The organism is Bradyrhizobium sp. KZN70725 (assembly GCF_055264925.1).
Map to the genome: position 1 here is coordinate 16,838 of NZ_JBUYWT010000010.1, position 21,226 is coordinate 38,063.

Below are 21,226 nucleotides of genomic sequence, written 5' to 3' on the forward strand. Positions count from 1 at the left end.
GAAACCCATCATTTTTTTCCGCGCGGTAGCAGCTTGATGGGTTTCGCTTCGCTCTACCCATCCTACAAGATGGGCTAAAGCCGCTTAATCGCCAGGACTTCGCTGCCGGCCGCTCTGATCCTCGCGATCGCGGCCTGCGTGTTCTCCACCACCGTTGCCATGTGATGCGCGTTGGCGTGCACGATCGTGGTCGCGTCGCGCACGATGGCGACATGGCCCTTCCAGAAGATCAGGTCGCCGCGCTGCAGCTGCTTGGATTCCGCCGCCGTCAATTCGCGGCCGAGGCCTTCCTGCTGCATGTCGCTGTCGCGCGGGCAGCCGGTGCCGGCGGCGGTCAGCGCGATCTGCACCAGGCCTGAGCAATCGATCCCGAGGCTCGATTTGCCGCCCCACAGATAGGGTGAGCCGACGAATTGCTCGGCGATGGCAACGAAATCGCCTGCCATCGTGTCGAGCGGCGCGAGATGCCGGCGTGGCAGGTGCCAGCCCTCGCGGGTCACCGCGAGCGCACCGTCCTCACGGACGATGGCGAGCTTCGTCCCCATCGCCAGCGCCTCGACCGGCGGCAGCTTGATCGACGGGCCCGGAAACGCGAGCGTGCGCAGCGCCGTCACCTTGTGCGTCGGCGTGGCGCCGGGCTTGGCCAGCGCGGCCTCGGGAATCCAGCCGACATAGCCGTCATCGGCGAGCTGGCCCCAGGCCCAGCCTTCGCCGTTGCGATCGTACACCGTGACGCGCTCGCCCCGGAGCGCCTGCGTCATCTGTTCGGCATCGCTTGCCGGCGCCTGGCGTAGCGGCGCGATGGCGTCGCCGACCTCGAGCACTTCGCCTTCGACGAAGCGCAACGCCTGGACCTTGCCCTCCAGATACTTCGCCGCGAGGTCGTCGCGGGCCGGTGTCAGACGGGGGTCATGCATAGCGCTGGCTCAGCAATTTGTAGATCGCGCGCGCCGCCTGGCACTCGCCACCTTCGGGACGGCCGGGCTTTGCCGACGGCGTCCAGCCGTAGATGTCGACGTGCAGCCAGCTTCTCGCGTGCTCGACGAAGCGCTGCAGGAACAGCGCGCAGGTGATCGAGCCCGCGAAACCGCCTGACGGTGCGTTGGTGATGTCGGCGGTCTTGGAGTCGAGCCAGGCGTCGTAGGCCGGCCACAGCGGCATCCGCCAGAGCGGGTCGTTCTCGCTCTTCGCACAAGATGCGACGTCGCCGGCGAGCGCCTCGTCATTGGTGTAGAACGGCGGCAGATCCGGGCCCAGCGCCACCCGCGCGGCGCCGGTCAGCGTGCCCAGATCGACCAAAAGATCGGGCGTCTCCTCGTCGGCGAGCGCTAGCGCGTCGGCGAGCACCAGCCGCCCTTCGGCGTCGGTGTTGCCGATCTCGACGGTGATGCCCTTGCGCGACTTGAAGATGTCGAGCGGGCGGAACGAGTTGCCGGCAACTGCGTTCTCGACCGCCGGGATCAGCACGCGCAGCCGCAGCTTGAGCTTCGCGTCCATCACCATCTGGGCCAGCGCCAGCACGTTGGCGGCGCCGCCCATGTCCTTCTTCATGATGAGCATGCCGCTCGAAGGCTTGAGATCGAGCCCGCCGGTGTCGAAGCAGACACCCTTGCCGACCAGCGTCACCTTCGGATGGGCGGGGTCGCCCCAGCTCAGCTCGATCAATCGCGGCGACCGCGTCGACGCCATGCCGACGGCGTGGATCAGCGGGAAGTTCTGGGCGAGCTCGTCGCCGTCGATGCAATTGAAGGCAGCGCCGAACCGCGTCGCGAGGTCGCGCGCCACCTCGGCGAGCTCGGCCGGTCCCATGTCGTTGGACGGCGTGTTGATGAGATCGCGCGCCAGCGCCGCGGCATCCGCCATCCGGGTGATCTCCGCCGTGTCGACGCCGTCGGGCGGCACCAGCCGGACTTCGGGAGCCTTGTTGGTGCGATACCGGCCGAAGCGGTAGCAGCCGAGCGCGAAGGCGAGCGCGGCAAGTCTGGTGTCGTGCGGCGCATTGGCGAAGCGGTAGACGCCGGGCGGCAGCAGGCCGGGCAGGGCGCCGGGCCGGAACGGATCGCGCGCCTTGTGGTCGGCGTCCTCGAGACCGAACAGCACCTGCGCGATGCCGCCGTCTGCCGCCGGCAGGACGAGCAATTTTCCCGCCTTGGCCACGAAGCCATTGGCCGCCGCGAACTGGCGCGCCGGCGCCGGCAGCTCGCCCTGAATCGCATCCCATGTCGCCTTGGTGACGAAAGTGATCGGCGTGGCGGCGGTCGTGGCGGTCTCGAACACGGATGGCATGCGGCTCTCGGTTCTGGCGTCGTTGGTGGGCTACTACACGCCTTTCGCCACGGATGGTAGCGCGCCAACGGTTCACGCGCCGTGCAGGCCGGAACCGGAGCGTCGGCTGCCGGCGCCGCCAGTTAACCAGACGTTAGGGTTAACAGTCTATTGCTGGCACGCTCGGCTGGAACCGTTCGCCCGATTTCGTGAGTCACAGTGCCATGTGTCGACAGTCCAATCTGACCCGGCATCTTGCTTCCGCAGCCCTTCTGGCGGTCCTGGCCGCAGGGCTTGGCGGTTGCCAGACCATGTCCGACGTGGCGGGATCGATCACGTCGCGGTCCGATCCCACGCCCGATGATCCGCGCCGGGCCGTCGAGGCCTATGGCGAGCGCTATCGCAAGAATCCCAAGGATGTCGCTGCCGCGGTCGCCTACGGCCAGGCCCTGCGTATGACCGGCCAGCGCTCGCAGGCCTGCGCCGTGCTCGAGCAGGCCACGATCGCCAACCCCGGCAACAAGGCGCTGCTCGCCGCCTATGGCCGCGCGCTGGCCGACAACGGCAATTCGCAGGCTGCATTCGACGTGCTGAGCCGCGCGCACAGCCCGGACAATCCGGACTGGCGGATCCTGTCCGTGCAGGGCACCACGCTCGACAAGATGAACCGGCACGAGGAGGCGCGGCGCTATTACGCCAGTGCGCTCAGGCTGGCTCCGGACGAGCCGTCGGTGCTGTCCAATCTAGGCTTGTCCTACATGCTGACCAAGGATTTGCCGAAAGCGGAAGAGACGCTGCGCCAGGCCTACGCCAGCGCTCGCGCCGACACCCGGATCCGGCAGAACCTTGCGCTGGTCGTCGGCCTGCAGGGCCGCTTCGCGGAGGCGGAAACGATCGTCAAGGCCGACCTGCCGTCGGATGAGGCCGCGGCCAACGTCGCTTATCTCCGCGACATGCTGAACCGCAAGGACGGCCCGCGGACCGCGTCGCGTGCGGCGCCGGTCGTCGCCAAGGACGACTAAACCAAACGCGGCAGCTCCACCTCCCCTTGAAAAGGGGAGGTCGCTTTGCTCGTGAGAGCAAAGCGGGTGGGGATCATCTCTCCACGAGGAGCGGTGTCTGCGGCTGACCCCCATCCCGGCCTTCCCCCTTTCAGAGGGAAGGAGAGAGGCAGCCGGCGCAGGCGAGGCAACTCAATGCATCGTGGCGATCTTGATGTAGGACGGGCCGAGGATCACGATGAACAGGCAGGGCAGGAAGAACAGGATCATCGGTACCGTCAGCTTGGGCGGCAGTGCCGCGGCCTTCTTCTCGGCCTCGTTCATCCGCATGTCGCGGTTTTCCTGCGCCATCACGCGGAGGCTTTGGCCGAGCGGCGTGCCGTAGCGTTCGGACTGCTGCAAGGCCATGCACACCGACTTCACGCCTTCGAGGCCGGTGCGGCGCGCCAGGTTCTCGTAGGCGGTCTTGCGATCCTGCAAATAGGACAGTTCTGCGGTCGTCAGCGCAAACTCCTCCGACAGCGCGACCGATTGCCCGGCGATCTCGTTGGCCACTTTCCGGAACGCGACCTCGACCGACATGCCCGACTCGATGCAGATCAGCAGCAGGTCGAGCGAATCCGGGAACGCGCGCTTGATCTGGAGCTGGCGCTTGGAGATCGCGTTCTTCAGGAACAGCATCGGCGCCTGCAGGCCGGCATAGGCCGCGCCGACGCAAATGCCGATCTTGAGCGTGAGCGACCAGTTCGCGCCGGCAATGAAGAACGTATAGATGATCGCGCCGATCAGCATCAGGATCGGCGTGACCGCCCGCGCTGCCAGGAAATAGACATACGGAGCGTGGCCGCGATAGCCCGCCATCACCAGCTTCTCGATCGCCGCTTCCTGGGCCAGCCATTTGGTGAGGTTCAGGTCATCCACCATCTTGGAGACGGCCTGCTTCGGCGTCTGGCGCAGCGTCACCTTTTCCGACTTGGAGAGACGGTCGCGCTCGCGCTGCCGCAGGCGCTCGCGCTCGCTGGCGACCGCCTTCATGCGCTTGTTGAGATCGCCGCCGGCGAGCAGCGGCATCACCAGCGTGTAGACCGTCGCGCTTGCCGCGAAGAAGGCAAGCAGCATGGTCATAAACCTGACGTCGTGGAGCTTGGCGACCAGAATATCAATCATGCTGCACCGTCAGAAATCGAAGTTGATCATCTTCTTCATCACCAGCACGCCCATCGACATCCAGATCGCGCAGGCCACCAGCATGAGCTGGCCCATCGAATTGGTCCACAGCAGGGCGATGTAGTCCGGCGTCGTCAGGAACACGAGGATCATCACGATCGGCGGCAGCGAGCCGATGATGGCGGCGGAGGCCTTCGCTTCCATCGACATCGCCTGGATCTTCTCGGCCATCTTCTTGCGGTCGCGCAGCACCCGCGACAGGTTGCCGAGCGCTTCCGACAAATTGCCGCCGGACTTCTGCTGGATCGCGATCACGATGCCGAAGAAGTTGGCCTCCGGCAGCGGCATCCGCTCGTAGAGCCGGGCACAGGCTTCGCCGAGCGGCATGCCGATCGCCTGGGTCTCGATGATGGCGAGAAATTCGCTGCGCAGCGGCTCCGGCGCGTCGTTGACGACCGCCTTGAGCGATTCGAACAGCGGCAGGCCGGCCTTGATGCCGCGCACGATGACGTCGACGGCGTCAGGCAGCGACTTCAGGAACGCCTTTTCCCGCCGCTTCTTCAGGAAGCCGAGCACCCAGCGCGGCAGGCCGAGACCCATGGCAAAGCCGATGCCGGCCGCGCCGAGCAGGCCTCCGCCAACCATGAAGGCCACGCCGAACCCGAACAGGCCAAGGGCGCCGGAGATCATCCAGAATTTCTGCTCCGACCACTCCAGTCCGGCCTGCGAGATGCGCACGCCGAGCGGGACTTTCTTGTCCTTCTGCCGACGCGCCTCGAGCTCCTTCAGCGATCCCTCTACCTGCTCGCGGCGGGAGCGTTGCGTGCGGTCGGCGTTTCGTGTCGTCGTGGGTTCGCTGCGCGCCACCGACGCGCGCCGCGACTCGGCCTTCTTCTCCCCCGAAAGGTAGGGGTACAGGAAGACCCAAGCGATGCCGCCGACCGTCGTGGCGGCGAGGAAGGCGAGAGCCAGAGTTTGCGCCTGCATCCTACGTTCCCCTAGACCGGCGCCGGGGCGTCGGAAGCGTCCAGCGCCGCCGCAAGCCGCTTCTCTTCATTGTAGTAGCGCGCACGCTCCCAGAAGCGCGGGCGGCCGATGCCGGTCGAGCGGTGCTTGCCGATGATCTTGCCGTTGGCGTCTTCCCCGACCACGTCGTAGAGGAAGATATCCTGGGTGATGATGGTGTCGCCTTCCATGCCCATCACCTCGGTGATGTGCGTGATGCGGCGCGAACCGTCGCGCAGGCGCGCCGCTTGCACGATGATGTCGACCGAGGCGCAGATCATCTCGCGAATGGTGCGTGACGGAAGCGAGAAGCCGCCCATGGTGATCATGGATTCGCAGCGCGACAGTGCTTCGCGCGGATTGTTGGCGTGCAGCGTGCCCATCGAGCCGTCGTGGCCGGTGTTCATGGCCTGCAACAGATCGAACGCTTCGGGTCCGCGGACTTCGCCGACGATGATGCGCTCCGGGCGCATACGCAGGCAGTTGCGGACCAGTTCGCGCATCGTCACCTGGCCCTCGCCCTCGATGTTCGGCGGCCGGGTTTCCAGCCGCACCACATGCGGCTGCTGCAGCTGAAGCTCGGCGGCGTCTTCGCAGGTGATGATGCGTTCGTCGTGCTCGATATAGTTGGTCAGGCAGTTCAGCAGCGTGGTCTTGCCCGAGCCGGTGCCGCCGGAAATGATCACGTTGCAGCGGACGCGGCCGATGATCTGCAGGATGGTCGCCCCTTCGGGGGTGATCGCGCCGAACTTGACGAGCTGCTCCAGCGTCAGCTTGTCCTTCTTGAATTTGCGGATGGTGAGCGCGGGCCCGTCGATCGCCAGCGGCGGCACGATGGCGTTGACGCGCGAACCGTCGGCGAGGCGGGCGTCGCAGATCGGCGAGGATTCGTCGACGCGCCGGCCGACCTGGCTGACGATGCGCTGGCAGATGTTGAGCAGCTGCTGGTTGTCGCGAAAGCGGATGCCGGTGCGCTGGATCTTGCCGGCGACTTCGATGAACACGGTGCCTGCGCCGTTGACCATGATGTCGGCGATGTCGTCGCGCGACAGCAGCGGCTCCAGCGGGCCGTAGCCGAGCACGTCGTTGCAGATGTCGTCGAGCAACTCCTCCTGCTCGGCGATCGACATCACGATGTTCTTGATCGCGATGATCTCGTTGACGATGTCGCGGATTTCCTCGCGCGCCGATTCGCTGTCCAGCTTGGCGAGCTGGGCAAGGTCGATCGCCTCGATCAGGGCGCCGAAGATCGTCGCCTTGACCTGGTAGTAGTTGTCGGAGCGGCGGGCTTCGACGGCGGGGGCAGGCGGTGGCTTGCTGGGTGCCAGCGGCGGCGACGAGATCGCCGGTGCGACGGACTCGCGCGACATCGCCGGCGCGCCGGCTGGCTCCGGCGCCTGAAACGCGGGCTTGGGTGCCCGCACGTCCCCATCGTTTCCGCTACGCTTACCAAACACGACGTCTTGACTCCACGCGGACCACTATTTGGACCGCAGCTTTTCGAGCAGGGGCGACAGGAAGGACCCCCTCGGCTTCTTGGTCTCGCCGCGGCCTGTCAGCCGCTGCGCCATCTGCAGAAACATCTCGACCGCGCGGTGGTTGGCGGAAATCTCGGCGATCATCTGGCCGTTGTTGGCCGCCGAACCGAAGATCTGCGGATCGAACGGGATGGCGGCGATCGGCTGGCTTTCGATCGCCTTGGCGAACTCGCCGGCCGCGATCTCGGGACGCTTCGGCACGCCGACCTGGTTCAGGCAGTACAGCGGCGCGCGGTCGTTGGGCCGCGAGGCCTTCAGCAGGTCGAACATGTTCTTGGCATTGCGCAGATTGGCGAGGTCGGGCGCCGCCACGATCAGGATGTCGTCGGCCGCGATCAATGCGCGCTTGGTCCAGCCGGACCATTGATGCGGCACGTCGAGCACGATGCAGGGCATCGTGGTCCGCAGCGTATCGAAGATCGCATCGAATGCCTCGGCGCCGAAATCGTAGACCTTGTCCAGTGTCGCCGGCGCCGCCAGCAGGCTCAGATGGTCGGTGCATTTTGACAGCAGGCGGTCGACGAAGGCGGTATCGACGCGGTCCGGCGAGAACACGGCGTCGGCGATGCCCTGCGCGGGATCCTGGTTGTAGTTGAGGCCGGCGGTGCCGAAGGCGAGGTCGAGGTCGGCGACTACGGAATCAAGCGCCAGATCGCGGGCAATCGCCCAGGCGACATTGTGGGCGATGGTCGAGGCGCCGACGCCGCCCTTGGCACCGACAACGGCGACGATGCGGCCGACCGCCTTGGCTTCCGGTGCCGAGAACAGGTTACAGACCGCGCGCACCACGTCGATCGCATGGGCCGGCGCGATCACGTAATCGCTGACGCCGCGGCGCACCAGCTCGCGATACAGGGTGACGTCGTTGACGCAGCCGATCACGACCACACGAGTGCCGGCGTCGCACACTGTTGCGAGCTGATCGAGGCCAGCCAGGATGTCGCCGCGGCCCTCGGTCTCGAGGATGATGACGTTGGGCGTCGGCGCCGAGCGATAGGCCTCGATGGCGGCCGCCATGCCGCCCATCTGGATCTTGAGGTGAGCCTTGGCCAGCCGGCGATCTTCGCCCGCCGACTGCACGGCGGCAGCGGTCTCGACCGTTTCGCAGAACGCCTGGACCGAAACCCTTGGCGCCGGAGCAATATGGTCGTCCACGGCCTGCGGCGGGGCGTCCGTCTGCTCTTCGGAGTTTTGCTGCGCGTAGGTGATCATTTTCCTGTGTCGCTTAGCTTGGCCCTGTCGGACTCGGGATAACTCGTGGCGGTGGTGGTGCCCTTGCGATACTTGTCGAAGGCGATGTTACGACGCGACGTATAGGCAGGGGTCTCCGCGCGCGGCTGCACGAGGTCGGTCGGATCTTCGACCATGGCTGCGAGGTTGCGCTGATTGGCGCAGCCGAAATTGTAGTACTGCTTGTTCTCGATGTAGGACCCGTTGTGGATCGACGGGCCGAGATCTTCCGGCCAGAGGCCGCACGGCGCGGCGACCGCTTTCATCTTTGGATAGTTCACGCGGATCGCGGGCATCTGGCGCGGATCCTCGGGATGGTATTTTCGAACGAGGATCCCGCGCGGCGGCACGCCGGCGGCGGTGAACGTGGCCTGGATCTCGCGCAGCGATTCCTGGGCGGTCCGTGCGTTCGGCGTGTCGGCGGGAACGTCGATGGTGACGGCGCCGGTCCCCTCGCGCATCCAGTCCTGCGCCATCCCCATCACCTCGGCGCGCTGCTCCGCAGTCAGGCCGCCGCGGCTGCGGCCGACGAAGACCACGATCGAGCGATCAGCCTCGGTGACCGCGATCGGATGGCGCTGGCGATAGTCGGCCGGTGCGTTCACCATCGCGAAACTGTTGTCGGCGGCGTGCTGGCAGGCGCCGAGCGTCATCGCGAGGCTGACGAGCGCTCCGGCGAGAGCGATGCCGCGCTGGTAACCGGCGGATGTCCTGGATGTGGTCTGTGTCATCGTCCGCCTCAGTCCGTAATGAAGCCGTAAGTGCCGCGGTAATTCCGCGCCGGCTCGGTGCGGCCGGGCACGCCGTAGACGCGATTGATGCTGCCGAGCAGGTCGGCCTGCGGATCGGACGCGTTGGCGAAGCCGTCATCCGGACGCGACAGGTCCTTCTGTGCCACCGCGCGAACAACATAGGGCGTCACCAGCACCATCATCTCGGTCTGGTTGTTGACGAAGTCCCGGCTGCGGAACAGCGTTCCGAGCACCGGCAGCGACGCCAGTCCGGGAAGGCCGTTGATCGCCTGCTTGGTCTGGTCCTGGATCAGGCCGGCCATCGCCATCGAGCCGCCCGAAGGAATTTCCAGCGTGGTCTCGGCGCGCCGGGTCTTGATCGAGGGGATCGTCGTTCCGCCGGCGCCGCCGGTCAGCGAATTCTCGGTCGAGACTTCCGACACTTCCGTCATCACGCGCAGGCTGATCCGTCCCTCGGTCAGCACCACGGGCGTGAAGTTGAGCGAAATGCCGAATTTCTTGAAGCTGACGGTCTGAACGCAATTCCCGATCGCGCCTCCCGTCGTCGTCTGACAGGTCACGCCGGTCGGAATTGGAAACTCGCCGCCCGAGATGAAGGTCGCCGATTCGCCGGAGATCGCGGTCAGGTTCGGCTCGGCGAGTGTCCGCACCACGCCTGCGCTTTCCATGGCGCGGAGCGTCGCCGACACCGATGGGGCCGCGCCGAACGAAGTGGTGAGGGCGTTGCCGGGCACCAGCGGTGCGTTGTTCGCCGTGAACGGGTTGTTGTTGGTGAACTTCACCACGGTGGTGCCGTAGTTGAGGTTCGCGGTGAGGTCGATGCCGAGCTGCTTGATCAGGCTGCGCGAGACTTCGGCGACCGTCACCTTCAGCATCACCTGGTCGCGGCCGCGAACCGTGATGGAGTTCACGACCTTGTCAGCGCTGCCGACCAGCCGCGTGGCGATCTCGCCGGCCTGCTGCGCTTCGATCGGGCTCGCCGCGCTTCCGGTCAGCATGACGCCCTCGCCGACACCCTCGATCTGGATATCGGCGTTCGGCAGGGCTGCACGCAGGGCCGCGCGCACGCCGTTGAGGTCGCGCTTGACCGCGATGTCATAGGCCGCGATCTGCTGGCCGGCGGCGTCGAAGAACACGATGTTGGTCTGGCCGACCGTCGCGCCGATGATGTAGGCGCGTTGCGCCGAGCGGACCACGGCATTGGCGATCTTGGGATCGGCGACCAGCACGTCCTTGATGTCCCTCGGCAGATCGATCACCACCGATTTGCCGACGCCGAGTGAGAGGAAGCGGGCATTCATCTGGCCGTCGGCCGCGGCGGGAGCGGCGCGGTAGTCGCCCGCCACCACCGGCGTCAGTGCCGGGTTGAGCGTGAGCGCCGCGACGGCCGAGAACGACAATGCGCGGACCATGAAGGCCCGCATCGTCCGTTGAGTTGCCCCGCCCTTCATCACCTGTGTCCTCATGGTCACTTCTGCATCGTTGCCTGGTTGGCAACGCCAAAGCGGATGACGTTGATCGTCTCACCGCGTCTCTGGTGGTTGTCCTCGATCCTGACGTCGGTCCCGTTGTTATCGGCGATGCTGCGCAGCGCCAGCGACAGGACGCCGCTCTGGCGCGCCCGCGCCAGCGTCTCGGTCTGGTCAGGCTTCAGCTCCAGCGTCACTGTCTTGCCGATCAGTGCGTTGGTGCCGTCCTTCTCCTTCGGCGCCTGGTCGATCGCAAGGACGCGGATATTGGTCAGGATGACCTCGGAATTGACGATGTCGGCGCCGTTGCGGTCGGGATTCTTGTCCCGCTTCGACAGCAGGACGTCGACCCGGTCATTCGGCAGGATGAAGCCGCCGGCACCGGTCTCGGGAGAGATTTCGGTCGATACCGCCCGCATGCCCGTCGGCAGGATCGCGGCCATGAAGCCGCTTCCGTCGGCCTTGACGAGCTTCTGCTCGCGGATCGGCTCGCCCTGGATGAACGGGGCGCGCGCGATCGAGCCGGTGACGTCCTTGATGGCGTCGGCGTGGCTGTCCTTGCGCATGAAGCTGGCGCTGGCGGTCGCCGCCGGCCAGGTCTGCCACTGCAGGTCTTCGGCCTTCACTGCCTGGCCGAGGCCGATGTCGGAGCGCGCGACCAGGATGTCGACGGTCGGCAGCTGCGCAACTGGCGGAGGAGCCGCCGGCTTGTCGTCGCTTCCGCTCGCCAAATAAAGCGCCGCAAGGCCGGCGCAGCCTGCAATTGCCAGGACCAGAATGCGGGCCTTATCCATTACGCTTCACTTTCCACATGACGCCGCGACGCTGCCGCCGCCGTGATGGGAGTTGACCAGCTATTCGTCAAAGCATGGTTAATGAGGCGTATCTAAATCGCCTTAACGGGCGGTTACCGCTGCTTTCTCAGCGCATGGCGAAGTGCGCGAGATCGATCGTCTTGATCCAGTCCGTCTCGGGATAAATCAGGAGGGCGCCGAGAGCGAGTGCGATGCCGTAGGGAATTCCGGTCTGCTTGTCGTGCAGGCGGCTGAGCCAGGCCTGGGACGCGAGCGGGTAGGGCAATGGCCATTGCCGCAGCTGCAGCAAGAGCACGGTCAGCGCACCGCCGAACAGCGAGGCAAAGACCAGATAGGGCAGCAGGTGCTCGAACCCGAACCACAGGCTGGCCGCGGCCGCGACCTTGGCGTCTCCGCCGCCGACCCAGCCCATCGCGAACATGCCGAACGCCACCACCAGAACCAGCGCGCCTGCGCCGGCATGGGTGAGGATCTCGTGGACGCCCATCCCGGTCAGCGGCGCCAGGACAAAGAAGCCCGCCACCAGCGCCAGCGAAATCCGGTTCGGGATCGTCATGGTCAGGAGATCGCTCGCCGCCGCAAAGGCCATCAGGGCCGGAAACAGCATCAAGCGTGCGATGTCGAGGATCATGAATTCATGCCGTCAAGCTGGAGCTGCGGTCGAGACCCGACGCTAGCGGCCAATGGTGAACAATCGGAAAAGGATTACCGGCACCTTCAACAGAGGCTGCCGATCGGCCCCCGACAAATAGCAAAGGTCCCGGGATTGCCGGGACCTTTGATGCGAATTCGTCGAAGCCGGCTTACTTCAGCGAGCCCGAGATCGAGTTGAAGGTACCCGAGAGCTTCGTGCCGACGCCGTTGACTGCAGCGATGATCGCGATGGCGATACCGGTGGCGATCAGGCCGTACTCGATGGCGGTCGCGCCCGATTCGTCCTTCACGAAGCGCGAAACGAGGTTCTTCATAAAATCACTCCTGTGTACACGTGGCTGGTCGAACTAGATTTGGTCTCGCCGGCGTTCTCAGCACCGTGACCATTGCGGCACCCTAGTGTTGGACGATTTCGGCGCAGTTAATTTGATCGCATAAACTCTGCGGGAACCCGCTGATGTTGCGCACAGTAAATTTGGCATTAAACGGTCCGCGAAAATTGCGGATTGTTGCTGCGACCAGACATCCGGCGCCTATTCACGGCTCCTTAAGCGCACATCTATACCCATGGGGCTTCCGTAGTATGAGGCTGCCATGTCCACCCTCCCGATCGAAGTCATCGAGATGCTCGGCCAGACGATGATGAGGGTGGTGCCGATCACGATCGGCCTCGCGCTGTTCTTCACGGTGCTGACCCACTTCTGGGCCTGCAATCCCGGCAAGCCGTGGTGGCAGAAGCGCGAGCTGGTCACGGACATCTGCTACTGGTTCTTCGTGCCGGTATTCGCCCGCGTGCTGCGGATCGGGCTGCTGGTGGTGGGCGCGGCCGCGGTGTTCGATGTGCACGGTGCCGACGAGCTGATCTCGTTCTACGAGAACGGACACGGCCCGCTGGCGCAGCTGCCGCTCTGGCTGCAATCGATCATCTTCCTGGTCGCTTCCGACTTCATGCTGTACTGGCTGCACCGGATGTTTCACGGCGGCGGATTCTGGAAGTACCACGCCATTCATCATTCCTCCGAGGATCTCGAATGGATCTCGGCGGCGCGCTTCCATCCCGTCAATCTGCTGATCGGCACGATTTCGGTCGACGTGATCCTGTTGATGGCCGGCATCTCGCCGAACATCATGCTGTGGGTCGGTCCCTTCACCACATTCCATTCCGCCTTCGTGCACGCCAACCTGAACTGGACGCTCGGCCCGTTCAAATATGTGATCGCCACGCCGGTGTTCCATCGCTGGCATCACACCGCGCTCGAGGAGGGTGGCGACACCAATTTCGCCGGCACGTTTCCGCTCTGGGACATTCTGTTCGGGACATTCCGCATGCCCGAAGGCAAGCTTCCGGATGATTACGGCGTCGACGCCGAGGAGGGCGTGCCGGCCGAAATCGGCGGACAGCTGGCCTATCCGTTCCGTCATTGACCGGACTGCGCGCGCATGAGTGCTGAGACCGCAACCGTCCCACAGGCGCGGGCCTCGGTGTTCGCCGAAGTCCCGGCCTGGTTCTGGATGGCGTGCGGCGTCTATGCGTTGCTGCTGGTCGTCGGCGACAGGCTGCTCGCCGATTCCGACACCTACTGGCAGATTGCCGTCGGCCGGTGGATCCTCGACCACCGCGCATTGCCGTCGGTCGATATCTATTCCTTCACCAAAGCGGGTGAGCCTTGGGTGTCGTCGTCGTGGCTGGCGCAGGTCCTGTTCGCGAAGGCCTACGACCTTGCCGGGTGGACCGGGCCTGCGGTTCTGGCCGCGGCCTGCGGTGCCGCCACCTTCGCGCTGCTCACCGCCATCCTCGGCCGTGCGCTGCCGGCAATCCATGCGAGCCTGATCGCGCTGGCGGCGCTAGTGTTGACCTGCGGGCATCTGCTGGCCCGTCCGCATTTGCTTGCGCTGCCGATCATGATGGTCTGGGCGAACGGCCTGATGGTCGCCAGCGAACGCCGCGAGGCCCCCTCGTTCTGGCTGCTGCCGCTGATCGCGCTCTGGGCCAATCTGCATGGCGGCTTTCTGTTTGGCCTGGTGCTGGCCGGCGCCTTCGCGCTCGATGCGCTGTGGAACGCCGCGCCGGCGCAAAGATTGCCGCTGGCGCTGCGCTGGGCCGCATTCGGCTTCGGCGCGCTGGCCGCGTGCAGCGTGACGCCCTATGGCTGGGGGACGATCCTCGCCTCGCTGAAGATTCTCAGCCTCGGTGAACTGCTGCATCTCATCACGGAGTGGATGCCGGCGAGTTTCAGCCACGTCGATGCGTTCGAGCTGGCCATTCTCGGCCTGATCGGCGGGGCGCTCTATTGCGGGGTGAAGCTGCCGCTGCCGCGGATCGCCCTGGCGCTGGGCCTGCTGCACATGGCGCTATCCCATGTCAGGAATCTCGAGCTCTTCGCCCTGCTGTTGCCGCTGGCTGTGCTGACGCCGGTGGCAACCCAGTTCGGCCTGCGTGCCGCAAGCGTGGTCCGGCTGAAGGCCACGCCGGCCGTGATGCTGATCGCCGTGCTCTGCGCCGCGACCTGGTTCATCGCGGCGCGTCGGGACATGTCGCCGCCGACGATCCATTCGCCCGCTGCCGCCGTCGACGCGCTGAAGGCGCACAACGTGCAGCGCGTGCTCAATGATCTGCAGTTCGGCGGCTATCTGATCTGGCGCCAGGTGCCGGTGTTCGTCGACGGCCGTGCCGAGCTTTACGGCGAGAAATTCGAGATGGCCTATTATCGTGCGCTCCAGCTCAAGGACGTCAACGGCTTCCTCGACCTGCTCAAGACCTACAGGATCGATGCGGTGATGCTCGATCCGGCAACGCCCGCCTCCAAGTTTCTCGATCACATCGATGGATGGCAGCGCCTCTACGCCGACGATCGCGTGGTGGTGCATGTGCGTGGTGCTGGCTAGGCGGCGGTCCCCGCCGGGACGTTTTTCCGCGGGATCACCGGGCCGTTGGTCGATCCGTTCCAGAAGTCGTGACATCCGCGCAATTCAGCGGTCGATTTTTGCTCTTCTTAAATGAATTGCCGTCAGATTTGCCTGCGTCGGGCGCCGGTCCGCTGCGTATCGCTTTTGCCGGCTTGTTAACGTCCCGGGGTAAGGTATGTCGTTTCAATTCCAGCGTATTGGCGCCGTCGCGCGCATTGGATTCATCTCGCTGGCCGCAGCCGTTCTGCTGTGGCCCGCATTCGCAACGGCCGCGCCGGATCCGGACCGGATTGCGGTCAATGTCGATCAGGCCAAGCTCGTCAAGCTGCCCGGCGGCATTTCCACCATCGTGGTCGGCAACCCGCTGATCGCCGACGTCACCCTGCAGAATGGCGGCGTTGTCGTCGTGACCGGCAAGGGCTACGGCGCGACCAACTTCATCGCACTCGACCGCACCGGCCAGGTGCTGGTGGATCGCCAGATCCAGGTCGAAGGTCCGACCGACCAGCTTGTCACCGTCTATCGCGGCGTCGATCGCGAGACCTACAGCTGCATGCCGGTCTGCCAGCGTCGCATCACCCTCGGCGACGGCGAGACCTACTTCAAGTCGACCATGGACCAGGCAGGCTCGCTCAACAGCCAGGCCTCCGGCTCGGGCGCGGCCGCGAAGCCGCAGAACTAGCGCGTGTCCGCGCCGGCGCTTCGCACGCCGGGGCAGCCGCCTGCCGCAGGCGGTTCATCCGACATGGTTAAGAAAGGCCTGACGGATCGGGTGGCCCTGTCTCGATCCGGCGAAATACTTCGACAATGAGTCTTGGGTAGTTGTTGCCGCCATGTTGATCCGGGGTCGTTGATGCCGCTACCCGCTCATTCTTTCACGCGCCTCCTCCATCGCTTTCGCAGAAACCGCCGTGGCGCGACCGCGGTCGAATTCGCGATGGTCGCGCCGCTGTTTTTCGGACTGCTGTTTGCGATCATCGAAGTGGCGATGATCTTCTTCGCGAGCCAGGTGCTGGAGACGGTGACGCAGGATTCTGCGCGCATGATCATGACCGGTCAGGCGCAGGGCGCAAGCTATACCCAGCAGCAGTTCAAGAACTACGTCTGCGGCCAGGTCAACCCGCTGTTCGATTGCGCCAATGGCATATCGGTCGACGTGCGCAGCTACCCCGCGGCGACGGGCTTCAGCAGCGTCAACATCGCGCCTCCAATCGATTCCAACAACGCATTCATTCCGGCCATGAAATGGTGTCCCGGCAAGGACGGCGACGTCGTGGTGGTCCGGCTGTTCTATCAGTGGCCGCTGTTCGTCACCAAGCTTGGCTTCAATGTCGCCAACCTCGCCAATGGCAAGCGGCTGCTGACCGCGACCGCGACATTCAAGAATGAGCCATCCGGGACTGCCGGGGCGACATGCTCATGAGCAACGTCATGAAAACCCAGGCAGCGGCCTTGCTGCGCTCCGTCGTGGCCCTGTGCAATGACCGCCGGGGCCTTGCCGCCGTCGAGTTCGCTTTCGTCCTGCCGCTGATGCTGGTGCTGTTCTTCGGCACCGTCGAGTTTTCATCCGGTGTCGCGGTCGACCGCAAGGTCACGCTTATGGCGCGCGCCGCGTCGGACCTGACCTCGCAGTCGACGCAGGTGGTGGATGCCGACCTGCAGAACTTCTTCAGTGCCAGCGTCGGCATCATGACGCCGTACGATCCGACGCCGACCAAGGTCACGTTGTCGGAGATCTACGTCGATGCCTCGAAGGTCGCGCGGATCCAGTGGAGCAAGGCGGGGGTGATGGCCACGGGCGCCACGCAGGCCACATTGACGGCCTCGAGCCGCAGCCAGGGTGATGTCGTGACCAGCGTCGTTCCGGCGGCGCTGCTGGTTGCGGGCACCTATCTGATCTTCAGCGAAGTCAGCTACAAATACGTTCCGACGGTCGGCTATGTGATGGCCAAGAGCGGCATCAATCTCACCGATGTCGCCTTCACAAGGCCGCGGCAGTCGGTTTGCGTGTTCTACGCCCCGACGTCCGCCACCATGCCGACGACCTGCTCGACCTATTAGAGCTTTCGAACGACGCGGACGCCGGTTGGCAATCCGGACAAAAAGGGCCGCACCCGAAGGTGCGGCCCCTTGATGCTTTAGCGACAATTTCCTGGAGCTTCGCGCTCCCGGGAAATCGGCTTATCCGGCGGCGCGCAGATTGTCGGCCGAGGATTTGCCGGAACGGCGGTCAGCCACGATCTCGTAGGAGATCTTCTGGCCTTCACGCAGAGTGCCAAGGCCGGCGCGCTCGACTGCACTGATGTGCACGAACACGTCGTTCCCGCCTTCATCCGGCTGGATGAAGCCGTAGCCCTTGGTCGCGTTAAACCACTTCACGGTTCCCATGCTCACGTGGGTAGTCCCTTCTCAGATATACAAGTTCAAGACCCGCTGATCGGCGGGGTGGTGAGATCGAATTTTTGGAAGGGTCGTCAGCGTCTGAACCGGCTGTACCGGTATTGGCTAATGTCGTCCGGCCGAAAATCGATGGGTAGGATATTATTCGATAGAAGGCTTCAAAACAATCCTGAAAACAATCCTGACGTGCGCGATTTTTTGGCCGGCGCAGCCGCCGGCCAATTGTGCGCAGGACATCAGGACGTCATGCCCGCAGCGGTTGCAACACCCCGCTTATCGGCGGCGGAACTGGCCGCCGCGCTGGGCTCCGCCCCGCGGCGGGCCGCCGGGCGCGCCGCTCGGACGTTCGTCCTTGTGCCGGAAGATCAGGCGCCCCTTTTCGAGATCGTAGGGCGACATTTCGATCGTAACGCGGTCGCCGGCCAGCGTCTTGATGCGGTTTTTCTTCATCTTGCCGGCGGTGTAGGCGACGATCTCGTGCCCGGCATCGAGTTGCACCCGGTAACGAGCGTCGGGGAGGATTTCGGTCACCAGTCCTTCGAACTGGATCAGCTCTTCCTTAGCCATATGTTTCTCCAGATCGAGCGACGGCTAGTGCTTCGGTCGGTTGTTGCGGTTGGATTGCGGATTCGGCCGGCTCTCGCGATGCAAGAAGGCGACGCCCTGAATGCCTTCGCTGTTGCCGGCCTGCGACGGACGCGGCGACTCGCCCCGGCTCGTCTGCGGCGCGCCATTATTACCACCTCGACGGCGGCGGCGGCGAGGGCCTTTTGCGCCCGGAGCGGCCTCATTCCCACGGACATTATGCGCACGGGGCGCAGAGCGGCCGCCCCGGTGCGGGTGGGTGGCCTGCGCCGGCGCGGCGGCCTCGCGGCCGCCAGAGGAGCTGCCTTGCGTGCGGCGGTCTTCCCGCGGCACGGTAATCCGGATCAGCCGCTCGATATCGCGCAGATAGCCCATCTCCTCGGCACCGGCGATCAGCGAGATCGCGACGCCGTCGGCGCCGGCGCGCGCCGTGCGGCCGATGCGGTGGACGTAGGTCTCCGGGATATTGGGCAGGTCGAAATTCACCACGTGGCTGACGCCGTCGACGTCGATGCCGCGGGCGGCGATATCGGTCGCCACCAGCGTGCGGATCTCGCCGGAACGGAACGCCGCCAGCGTGCGCTCGCGGTGGTTCTGCGACTTGTTGCCGTGGATCGCATTGGCCTCGATGCCGGCCTTGGCAAGGCTTTTCACCACCTTGTCGGCGCCGTGCTTGGTGCGGGTGAAGACCAGGGCGCGGTTGACCGGCTCCTGCTTCAGCAACTGGGCGAGAACCGTCGGCTTGGCCGCGAAATCGACCTGGATCGCGCGCTGGGCGATGCGATCCACCGTCGAGGCCACCGGCGTCACCGCCACGCGGGCCGGGTCGCGCAGCATCGCCTCGGCGAGCTCGGCGATGTCCTTGGGCATGGTGGCCGAGAAGAACAGCGTCTGGCGCCGGATCGGCAGCTTGGCGACGATTTTCCGGATGTCGTTGATGAACCCCATGTCGAGCATGCGGTCGGCTTCATCGAGCACCAGGAACTCGACCTGGTTGAGCTTCAGCCCGTTGCTCTGCACGAGATCGAGCAGGCGGCCGGGGGTGGCGACCAGCACCTCGACGCCCTGCATCAGGGAACGGACCTGGCGGCCCATCGGCACGCCGCCGATGGCGAGCGTCGAGGACAGCCGGATGTGGCGGCCATAGGTGTTGAAACTGTCGAGGATCTGGCCGGACAGTTCACGGGTCGGCGAGAGCACCAGCACGCGGCAGCTCTTGGGCTGCGGGCGGACGCGGTTCTCCAGCAGCCGGTGCAGGATTGGCAGCGCGAAGGAGGCGGTCTTGCCGGTGCCGGTCTGGGCGATGCCGACGACGTCGCGGCCGGCAAGGGCTAGCGGGATGGTCTGGGCCTGGATGGGGGTCGGCGTGAGATAATTTTCTTCTCGGAGCGCGCGGGCGATGGGATCGGCGAGGCCGAAATCCTGAAAGGAGGTCAAAAGGTGGTTCTTTCCATAAAAGCCGTCGTCGTCCCGGCCCATATCGGCCGGAAGCGTGTGAAGGCATTCGGGGACACCCGCGTGTCTGGGGCGTCAAGCTGGGTTAGCTGAAAGGCGAGCCAGAAGCCGCTTGGGGCAGCTTGAACACGCAGCTCGCGAAGGCACCGCGACTCTCGCGGGCATGGCGAGGATATGGACCAGGAACTGGGCGGTTTCAAGATGAGATTGCCGTCTTTGGTGCCCGGAGTTCGCTGAACCATCGCGCAAACTGTCACAAATCGATGCCGGAAATTTAGCCAAGGCGGCGATTTTGCCTACAGAATAATCTGATTGCTCTTTCGGCAGTCAAGTTGGCGGCTCAATGATTGAGCAGTCGGCTTCCGTATTTGCCCGGAACCGATGAAATTATCCAGCCGGTTCATCGGCTTACGGTGCCCGCGCACCGTGGCACAGTTCTTGCGATTCCATTAACCGCAGGCGGCCAAGCGGCCGTTCGCAGCGTTCCACGCCTGCGTCAGGGAGACGACATTTCATGCTTACTCAGCTTTCTCACAAAATAACGACGATGACCCGCCGCCGCGCGCTCGCGGCGACGGCCGGCCTGGTTTTGGGTCTGGCTGCGTCCTCGTCCCTCGCGCCCGCGCAAGCGGCCGACGACACCATCAAGGTTGGCATCCTTCACTCGCTGTCGGGCACCATGGCCATCAGCGAAACCACGCTGAAGGACACGATCCTTTTCCTGATCGACGAGCAGAACAAGAAGGGCGGCGTGCTCGGCAAGAAGCTCGAGCCCGTCGTGGTCGACCCCGCCTCGAACTGGCCGCTGTTCGCCGAAAAGGCCCGCGAGTTGATCACCAAGGACAAGGTCGCGGTCGTGTTCGGCTGCTGGACCTCGGTGTCGCGCAAATCCGTGCTCCCGGTGTTCAAGGAGCTGAACAACATCCTGTTCTACCCGGTACAGTATGAGGGCGAGGAGTCCGAGCGCAACGTGTTCTACACCGGCGCGGCGCCGAACCAGCAGGCGATCCCGGCGGTCGACTATCTGATGAAGGAAGAGAAGGTGAAGCGCTGGGTGCTGGCCGGCACCGACTACGTCTATCCGCGCACCACCAACAAGATCCTGGAAGCCTATCTGAAGTCGAAGGGCGTCGCCCAGGACGACATCATGATCAACTACACGCCGTTCGGTCACTCCGACTGGCAGACGATCGTGGCCGACATCAAGAAGTTCGGCTCGGCCGGCAAGAAGACCGCGGTGGTCTCCACCATCAACGGCGACGCCAACGTTCCGTTCTACAAGGAACTCGGCAACCAGGGTATCAAGGCGACCGAGATCCCGGTGGTCGCGTTCTCGGTCGGCGAGGAAGAGCTCGCCGGCATCGACACCAAGCCGCTGCTCGGCCATCTCGCCGCCTGGAACTACTTCGAGTCGATCAAGACCCCGGCGAACGAGAAGTTCATCAAGGAGTGGCAGGCCTACACCAAGAACCCGAAGCGCGTGACCAACGATCCGATGGAAGCGCACTACATCGGCTTCAACATGTGGGTGAAGGCGGTCGAGAAGGTGAAGTCGACCGATCCGGACAAGGTGATCGATGCGCTTCCCGGCATCGAGGCGCCGAACCTGACCGGCGGCGTGTCGCAGATGCTGCCGAACCACCACATCACCAAGCCGGTGTTCATCGGCGAGATCAAGGGCAACGGCCAGTTCGACGTGGTCTGGAAGACCCCGGGCCTGGTGGCCGGCGACGCCTGGTCGAAGGAGCTCGAGGGCTCCAAGGACCTGATCGGCGATTGGGTCGGCAAGAAGTGCGGCAACTTCAACACCAAGACCAACAAGTGCGGCGGCCAGGGCTCCTGACAATAGGGCTCCTGACAACAGGGCTCCTGAGCTCCTGACCTGATCGACGACACAACACAACCATCCAAGAACCTGGAGAAGGCGGCACAGCTCGCCGCCTTCTCCTCACACTCCTGCCGGGGTACTGACGTGTTCGCCAA

The 21,226-nt window shown here is 64.8% G+C and carries 21 protein-coding genes; 7 read left to right on the forward strand and 14 right to left on the reverse strand.

The window, feature by feature from the left end; genetic code table 11:
- Window positions 1–74: 74 nt before the first annotated feature.
- Both ACZBJS_RS11875 and ACZBJS_RS11880 read right to left on the reverse strand, forming a co-directional pair.
- A complete protein-coding gene (locus ACZBJS_RS11875) occupies window positions 75–917 on the reverse strand; it encodes a C40 family peptidase (protein ID WP_316395962.1) in 843 nt (280 codons plus the stop codon).
- A complete protein-coding gene (locus ACZBJS_RS11880) occupies window positions 910–2,286 on the reverse strand; it encodes a leucyl aminopeptidase family protein (RefSeq protein WP_316395961.1) in 1,377 nt (458 codons plus the stop codon). Before ACZBJS_RS11880 ends, ACZBJS_RS11875 begins: the two co-directional genes overlap by 8 nt.
- Window positions 2,287–2,489: 203 nt before the next feature.
- On the opposite strand from ACZBJS_RS11880, the gene ACZBJS_RS11885 reads away from it, so the two are divergent.
- Entirely contained in the window at window positions 2,490–3,287 is a 798-nt protein-coding gene (locus tag ACZBJS_RS11885) for a tetratricopeptide repeat protein (RefSeq protein WP_057016112.1), read from the forward strand.
- 171 nt (window positions 3,288–3,458) lie between these two features.
- Here the strand turns inward: ACZBJS_RS11885 and ACZBJS_RS11890 are convergent, their stop codons facing one another.
- The 9 genes from ACZBJS_RS11890 to ACZBJS_RS11930 all read right to left on the reverse strand — a co-directional run bounded on the left by ACZBJS_RS11890 (window position 3,459) and on the right by ACZBJS_RS11930 (window position 12,210).
- On the reverse strand, window positions 3,459–4,433 hold the full coding sequence (locus tag ACZBJS_RS11890) for a type II secretion system F family protein (RefSeq protein WP_038387579.1): 975 nt from the start codon (window positions 4,431–4,433) through the stop codon (window positions 3,459–3,461).
- A gap of 9 nt (window positions 4,434–4,442) precedes the next feature.
- Window positions 4,443–5,420 carry a type II secretion system F family protein gene (locus ACZBJS_RS11895; RefSeq protein WP_057016113.1) on the reverse strand — a complete coding sequence of 326 codons (978 nt, stop codon included), beginning with the start codon at window positions 5,418–5,420 and terminating at the stop codon, window positions 4,443–4,445.
- A gap of 11 nt (window positions 5,421–5,431) precedes the next feature.
- Window positions 5,432–6,895, reverse strand: coding sequence for a TadA family conjugal transfer-associated ATPase (locus tag ACZBJS_RS11900; protein WP_057016114.1), 1,464 nt, complete (start codon window positions 6,893–6,895; stop codon window positions 5,432–5,434).
- Window positions 6,896–6,919: 24 nt separating this feature from the next.
- The gene (locus ACZBJS_RS11905; protein ID WP_463438725.1) at window positions 6,920–8,188 is read right to left on the reverse strand and encodes a CpaE/TadZ family protein; all 1,269 of its coding nucleotides are present in this window, start codon (window positions 8,186–8,188) and stop codon (window positions 6,920–6,922) included.
- Window positions 8,185–8,937 carry a CpaD family pilus assembly protein gene (locus ACZBJS_RS11910; protein ID WP_316395960.1) on the reverse strand — a complete coding sequence of 251 codons (753 nt, stop codon included), beginning with the start codon at window positions 8,935–8,937 and terminating at the stop codon, window positions 8,185–8,187. The genes ACZBJS_RS11905 and ACZBJS_RS11910 overlap by 4 nt, the downstream gene beginning before the upstream one ends.
- Before the next feature lie 8 nt (window positions 8,938–8,945).
- A complete protein-coding gene (locus tag ACZBJS_RS11915) occupies window positions 8,946–10,424 on the reverse strand; it encodes a type II and III secretion system protein family protein (protein WP_141341582.1) in 1,479 nt (492 codons plus the stop codon).
- A gap of 2 nt (window positions 10,425–10,426) precedes the next feature.
- On the reverse strand, window positions 10,427–11,221 hold the full coding sequence (gene cpaB, locus ACZBJS_RS11920; protein WP_076824885.1) for a Flp pilus assembly protein CpaB: 795 nt from the start codon (window positions 11,219–11,221) through the stop codon (window positions 10,427–10,429).
- 127 nt (window positions 11,222–11,348) lie between these two features.
- A complete protein-coding gene (locus ACZBJS_RS11925; RefSeq protein WP_028334676.1) occupies window positions 11,349–11,873 on the reverse strand; it encodes an A24 family peptidase in 525 nt (174 codons plus the stop codon).
- A gap of 172 nt (window positions 11,874–12,045) precedes the next feature.
- Complete coding sequence (locus ACZBJS_RS11930; protein ID WP_016842642.1) at window positions 12,046–12,210, reverse strand: Flp family type IVb pilin; 165 nt, start codon at window positions 12,208–12,210, stop codon at window positions 12,046–12,048.
- A gap of 280 nt (window positions 12,211–12,490) precedes the next feature.
- On the opposite strand from ACZBJS_RS11930, the gene ACZBJS_RS11935 reads away from it, so the two are divergent.
- The 5 genes from ACZBJS_RS11935 (at window position 12,491) to ACZBJS_RS11955 (ending at window position 16,864) form a co-directional block, all read left to right on the forward strand.
- Window positions 12,491–13,321 carry a sterol desaturase family protein gene (locus ACZBJS_RS11935; protein ID WP_316395959.1) on the forward strand — a complete coding sequence of 277 codons (831 nt, stop codon included), beginning with the start codon at window positions 12,491–12,493 and terminating at the stop codon, window positions 13,319–13,321.
- Window positions 13,322–13,336: 15 nt separating this feature from the next.
- Entirely contained in the window at window positions 13,337–14,782 is a 1,446-nt protein-coding gene (locus ACZBJS_RS11940) for a hypothetical protein (protein WP_316395958.1), read from the forward strand.
- A 196-nt stretch (window positions 14,783–14,978) separates the two neighbouring features.
- The gene (locus ACZBJS_RS11945; RefSeq protein WP_057016118.1) at window positions 14,979–15,485 is read left to right on the forward strand and encodes a pilus assembly protein N-terminal domain-containing protein; all 507 of its coding nucleotides are present in this window, start codon (window positions 14,979–14,981) and stop codon (window positions 15,483–15,485) included.
- A gap of 171 nt (window positions 15,486–15,656) precedes the next feature.
- Window positions 15,657–16,226, forward strand: coding sequence for a TadE/TadG family type IV pilus assembly protein (locus tag ACZBJS_RS11950; RefSeq protein ID WP_168858010.1), 570 nt, complete (start codon window positions 15,657–15,659; stop codon window positions 16,224–16,226).
- An 8-nt stretch (window positions 16,227–16,234) separates the two neighbouring features.
- Window positions 16,235–16,864, forward strand: coding sequence for a TadE/TadG family type IV pilus assembly protein (locus ACZBJS_RS11955; RefSeq protein ID WP_225645084.1), 630 nt, complete (start codon window positions 16,235–16,237; stop codon window positions 16,862–16,864).
- Window positions 16,865–16,984: 120 nt separating this feature from the next.
- Here ACZBJS_RS11955 and ACZBJS_RS11960 read toward each other — a convergent pair whose 3' ends face one another.
- The 3 genes from ACZBJS_RS11960 to ACZBJS_RS11970 form a co-directional block, all read right to left on the reverse strand.
- Window positions 16,985–17,197 carry a cold-shock protein gene (locus ACZBJS_RS11960; protein WP_016842648.1) on the reverse strand — a complete coding sequence of 71 codons (213 nt, stop codon included), beginning with the start codon at window positions 17,195–17,197 and terminating at the stop codon, window positions 16,985–16,987.
- A 279-nt stretch (window positions 17,198–17,476) separates the two neighbouring features.
- On the reverse strand, window positions 17,477–17,770 hold the full coding sequence (gene infA, locus ACZBJS_RS11965; RefSeq protein WP_016842649.1) for a translation initiation factor IF-1: 294 nt from the start codon (window positions 17,768–17,770) through the stop codon (window positions 17,477–17,479).
- Between the two features lie 24 nt (window positions 17,771–17,794).
- Complete coding sequence (locus tag ACZBJS_RS11970) at window positions 17,795–19,267, reverse strand: DEAD/DEAH box helicase (RefSeq protein ID WP_410469727.1); 1,473 nt, start codon at window positions 19,265–19,267, stop codon at window positions 17,795–17,797.
- Window positions 19,268–19,790: 523 nt separating this feature from the next.
- Between ACZBJS_RS11970 and urtA the strand changes: the two genes are divergently transcribed.
- Entirely contained in the window at window positions 19,791–21,086 is a 1,296-nt protein-coding gene (gene urtA / locus ACZBJS_RS11975) for an urea ABC transporter substrate-binding protein (protein WP_371852088.1), read from the forward strand.
- Window positions 21,087–21,226: the final 140 nt, after the last annotated feature.

Coding starts and splice junctions, on each gene's coding strand:
- ACZBJS_RS11925 (WP_028334676.1), bottom strand. CDS start 11,873: ATGATCCTCGACATCGCACGCTTGATGCTGTTTCCGGCCCTGATGGCC.
- ACZBJS_RS11880 (WP_316395961.1), bottom strand. CDS start 2,286: ATGCCATCCGTGTTCGAGACCGCCACGACCGCCGCCACGCCGATCACT.
- ACZBJS_RS11930 (WP_016842642.1), bottom strand. CDS start 12,210: ATGAAGAACCTCGTTTCGCGCTTCGTGAAGGACGAATCGGGCGCGACC.
- ACZBJS_RS11945 (WP_057016118.1), top strand. CDS start 14,979: ATGTCGTTTCAATTCCAGCGTATTGGCGCCGTCGCGCGCATTGGATTC.
- ACZBJS_RS11955 (WP_225645084.1), top strand. CDS start 16,235: ATGAAAACCCAGGCAGCGGCCTTGCTGCGCTCCGTCGTGGCCCTGTGC.
- infA (WP_016842649.1), bottom strand. CDS start 17,770: ATGGCTAAGGAAGAGCTGATCCAGTTCGAAGGACTGGTGACCGAAATC.
- ACZBJS_RS11890 (WP_038387579.1), bottom strand. CDS start 4,433: ATGATTGATATTCTGGTCGCCAAGCTCCACGACGTCAGGTTTATGACC.
- urtA (WP_371852088.1), top strand. CDS start 19,791: ATGACCCGCCGCCGCGCGCTCGCGGCGACGGCCGGCCTGGTTTTGGGT.
- ACZBJS_RS11935 (WP_316395959.1), top strand. CDS start 12,491: ATGTCCACCCTCCCGATCGAAGTCATCGAGATGCTCGGCCAGACGATG.
- cpaB (WP_076824885.1), bottom strand. CDS start 11,221: ATGGATAAGGCCCGCATTCTGGTCCTGGCAATTGCAGGCTGCGCCGGC.
- ACZBJS_RS11885 (WP_057016112.1), top strand. CDS start 2,490: ATGTGTCGACAGTCCAATCTGACCCGGCATCTTGCTTCCGCAGCCCTT.
- ACZBJS_RS11970 (WP_410469727.1), bottom strand. CDS start 19,267: ATGGGCCGGGACGACGACGGCTTTTATGGAAAGAACCACCTTTTGACC.
- ACZBJS_RS11905 (WP_463438725.1), bottom strand. CDS start 8,188: ATGATCACCTACGCGCAGCAAAACTCCGAAGAGCAGACGGACGCCCCG.
- ACZBJS_RS11940 (WP_316395958.1), top strand. CDS start 13,337: ATGAGTGCTGAGACCGCAACCGTCCCACAGGCGCGGGCCTCGGTGTTC.
- ACZBJS_RS11915 (WP_141341582.1), bottom strand. CDS start 10,424: ATGAGGACACAGGTGATGAAGGGCGGGGCAACTCAACGGACGATGCGG.
- ACZBJS_RS11895 (WP_057016113.1), bottom strand. CDS start 5,420: ATGCAGGCGCAAACTCTGGCTCTCGCCTTCCTCGCCGCCACGACGGTC.
- ACZBJS_RS11875 (WP_316395962.1), bottom strand. CDS start 917: ATGCATGACCCCCGTCTGACACCGGCCCGCGACGACCTCGCGGCGAAG.
- ACZBJS_RS11910 (WP_316395960.1), bottom strand. CDS start 8,937: ATGACACAGACCACATCCAGGACATCCGCCGGTTACCAGCGCGGCATC.
- ACZBJS_RS11950 (WP_168858010.1), top strand. CDS start 15,657: ATGCCGCTACCCGCTCATTCTTTCACGCGCCTCCTCCATCGCTTTCGC.